The sequence below is a fragment of the Acinetobacter sp. YH12117 genome (assembly GCF_013418865.1).
In the GTDB taxonomy this organism is placed as follows: Bacteria; Pseudomonadota; Gammaproteobacteria; order Pseudomonadales; family Moraxellaceae; genus Acinetobacter; species Acinetobacter indicus.
The window spans coordinates 1-3293 of sequence record NZ_VPBF01000080.1 but is presented as its reverse complement, the minus strand read 5'-3'; the positions used below and the strand labels follow the sequence as shown (position 1 = coordinate 3293).

Genomic DNA, 3293 nt, shown 5'->3' with positions numbered 1-3293 from the left:
AAAGTCGTTTGAATGATTTCTTCTTGGTCTACGTGCCATAAAATACTCCATATATTGATGTTTATAACATCATTTGAGGAGCAGAGTATCACTTATAGGAGTTGTTCAAATTTCCGGATCCATCTCTAAGTGAGGAGGAAATGACTCTTACTATTCAGATGTTGTTTCAAGCTTTTTTTGATTGATAGAGTTTTATGTATTAAACTCTATATTGAAAGTAAATATATTGTAAAAATAGTATGTTATTTACTAATTGATTAAATTATTTACACTTATTCTGTATAATGCTCTATGAATTCATTACTTATTTTTTTAAATTAAAAATCATATGCAAAGCTTAAATGATGAAGAGTGTCGCCAAGTTGAAAGTGTAAAACAGCTTTTACAAAAAAATTTTAAAGATAAGCTTTATGCTATTTATTTATATGGTTCGTATGTTGATGGTGGTTTAAAACATAAAAGTGATCTTGATATTTTAGTTATTATTGAACGTGAAATTACCGATCAGGAAAGAAAACAATTAGCGCAGAATTTTCTAAATATATCTGTTCCGATTGGTCATGCTACAGCGCGTGCCTTAGAAATTACGATATTAGAAAAAGGGAGTATTACCAATAAAAATCATCCATATACATATCAGCTACAATATGGCGAGTGGTTGAGAGAAGAATTACTCAAAGGTGAATTACTTTATAGTCAATCTGATCCAGATATTAGTATTTTACTTAAAACTGCCCAATTACATAACATTACTATCTTTGGACCTGATATTTGCGATTGGTTAAATCCAATTAGCTATGAACAATTAATATTTGCCATGCAAAAAACTTATCCACAAATTATTGCTCATTGGAAAGACGATCAGGATGAATGTAATCAAATTTTAGCGCTATGCCGTATAGCTTATACATTAGATCATAAAACAATAGTTGCCAAGGATGTTGCTGCGACATGGTTTTTAGAATTCTTAAGTCAGATAGATCAAGACATTTTGCAACTCATAATAGATGAATATATTGGGCAAGGTCATGAGCAATGTTGGTTAGTTTTACATGATCAGCTTGCTAAAATTGTTAAAGAATTACAGCATAAAATTGAACCACTACTTTTTAACTGATGTGGAAGTAATGGATATGCTTCTTAGATTATTACCTCACTATATCTCTAAATACCGAAGAGACTTGATATTGCAAAGGGGGGCGTGGTTGGAGTTGCATGAAGATTTTAAATAAAAGCGGAGGAACTAGGGTAAAAGTTGCCAAAAAGTTTCTTCTGAAATGACTTTTATATTATGACGTTTAAGCAAAGCGGAGGTAACTCCATTGCCATAGATCTTATTCCCATTAAATTGACCATCGTAAATCATTGAACTACCACATGAAGGGCTATTTTCTTTAAGCACTACCAGAGTAGCTTTTAATAATTGAACTTTTTTTAAAGTTCTATATGCCCCTTCAATATAGATTGAAGTCACATCCTTTCCTGATTTTTCAATTACACAGGCTTTTCCATCTAAGACATCATCGCCATTACCTCCCGAAATCTCGGCAGGTTCGCGTGGTGTTGATAAACCGCCAAGAATCTCTGGACATACCATAGTAGCTTTTCCATCTTTGACTAATTTTTCGATTTTTTCGTTTAAGCTATGCGTCCCGTTATAACGTACCTTTAAGCCAGCCAGACAAGAACTTACTAAAATCATATTTCCTCTATGAAAAAGATATGTATCGATTTGCTATTTAGCCAGTACCTATTATTTTTTAAAATTAATAGGTTAGTGCTATGGATAAAACAAGAATTTAAATATGATCAATGCAAAGTGAGTTATTTTTTTTCTAACCCACAAAGCTTATAGATTAGTTTGATCCTTTTTGTTTAGAAAATTTATCAACAGTGATGTGTGCTGAATTAGCAGGAGACTTTCACTTGGGAGATTCTAGGCAGCTAACCGATAAAAGTCTTCTGCCATTTGATTTGGTGTCTTAAAATCCAAGCCTTTTTGAATTCTTCCCTGATTATAAAATAACTCTATATATTTTGTAATATCCGCTTTGGCTTCTTCCCTTGTTTTGTAGTTGCGATGATGGACTAGTTCATTTTTGAGTATGCCCCAGAAACTCTCTATCGGTGCATTATCAAAGCAGTCGCCTTTTTTGCTCATTGAACCCTGAAAATCAAATTTCTCAAGTAAGTTTCGATATTCATTACTGCAATATTGGCTGCCTCTATCTGAATGTACAATGAGATCTTTAGCAGGTTTCTGATTGCGAATAGCCATATTCAATGCATCACAAACAAGCTTGGCTGTCATGCGCTCATTTAAGCTATAGCCAACAACCTGTTTCGTGTAAAGATCTTTGACAGCTGCCAAGTACAACCAGCCCTCAGCCGTCCAAATGTAGGTAATGTCACTCGACCACGCAAGATTAGGCTTCGTCATTGAAAACTGTTGCTTGAGTAAATTGTCATAAATAGAACGGTTGTGATCACTGTTCGTGGTTCTTTTGAAACGCTTATGGCGCTTACAATACAACTGATTTGATTTTTTTATTTGGCGCACAGCATACGTACTTATTTTGATACCTTGCGCTTGTAAATGCTTGGTTAATCGAACATAGCCATAGCTTTGTTTGGTTTCTTCATGGGCTATTTTGACCAAAATTGTCTGCTGATTTCGCTGAATTGATCTTTTACTCATGCCTCGCTTTAGCCAATCATAAAAGCGAGAAACGGATACACGAAGTAATCGAGCCATTAAAATAATCGGAAATAAGTGGCTTTGCGATTTCATATAGGCGTACCTCACTGACTTTCTTTGGCAAAGTACGCTGCTGCCTTTTTTAAAAATTCACGTTCCATTTCAGCTGTTTTGAGCTGTTGTTTAAGCTTCTTATTTTCTTCGAGTAAGGCGTTTAGATCGGGCGAATACTGTTTTGTGCCTGCTAAAGTTCCAGCCTTTGCTTTGTTATTCCAGTTCGAAAGGGTTTGCATTGAAATGCCAAGTTGTCTAGCGGATTCCGATACATTACCTTGGTTCTCTTCAATGGCTTTTATGGCTTCAGCTTTAAATTCTGCGGTGTAAGTCTTCTGTTTCTTGCTCATGGTAAACTCCTAATGAGTATGTATAGTTTACCAAGTTAAACCCTCCTGTTTTTTAAGCACACATCAATCGAGTGGGAGTGACGGGCACTGGCTGGCAATGTCTAGCAACGGCAGGCATTTCGGCTGAGGGTAAAAGAACTTTCCGCTAAGCGATAGACTGTATGTAAACACAGTATTGCAAGGACGCGGAA

At 35.3% G+C, this 3293-nt stretch carries 3 protein-coding genes; 1 reads left to right on the top strand and 2 read right to left on the bottom strand.

Features of this window, described 5'->3' with window-relative positions:
* Window positions 1-328 precede the first annotated feature (328 nt).
* Window positions 329-1117, top strand: coding sequence for an aminoglycoside adenylyltransferase domain-containing protein (locus FTU55_RS14750; RefSeq protein ID WP_038350081.1), 789 nt, complete (start codon window positions 329-331; stop codon window positions 1115-1117).
* Between the two features lie 126 nt (window positions 1118-1243).
* On the opposite strand, the gene FTU55_RS14745 is transcribed toward FTU55_RS14750, so the two are convergent.
* Together FTU55_RS14745 and FTU55_RS14740 are read right to left on the bottom strand one after the other, a co-directional pair.
* Window positions 1244-1702 carry a DUF523 domain-containing protein gene (locus tag FTU55_RS14745; protein ID WP_077170035.1) on the bottom strand — a complete coding sequence of 153 codons (459 nt, stop codon included), beginning with the start codon at window positions 1700-1702 and terminating at the stop codon, window positions 1244-1246.
* Between the two features lie 234 nt (window positions 1703-1936).
* Window positions 1937-3102, bottom strand: a protein-coding gene (locus tag FTU55_RS14740) for an IS3 family transposase (RefSeq protein WP_180006168.1) whose coding sequence is annotated in 2 segments (ribosomal slippage) — window positions 1937-2844 and window positions 2844-3102 — 1167 coding nt in all. Because the reading frame shifts where the segments join, the coding sequence is not laid out codon by codon here.
* Window positions 3103-3293 lie beyond the last annotated feature (191 nt).

Excerpts from the sequence above, each read along its gene's own strand:
- FTU55_RS14750 (WP_038350081.1), top strand. The coding sequence starts at position 329 with ATGCAAAGCTTAAATGATGAAGAGTGTCGCCAAGTTGAAAGTGTAAAA.
- FTU55_RS14745 (WP_077170035.1), bottom strand. The coding sequence starts at position 1,702 with ATGATTTTAGTAAGTTCTTGTCTGGCTGGCTTAAAGGTACGTTATAAC.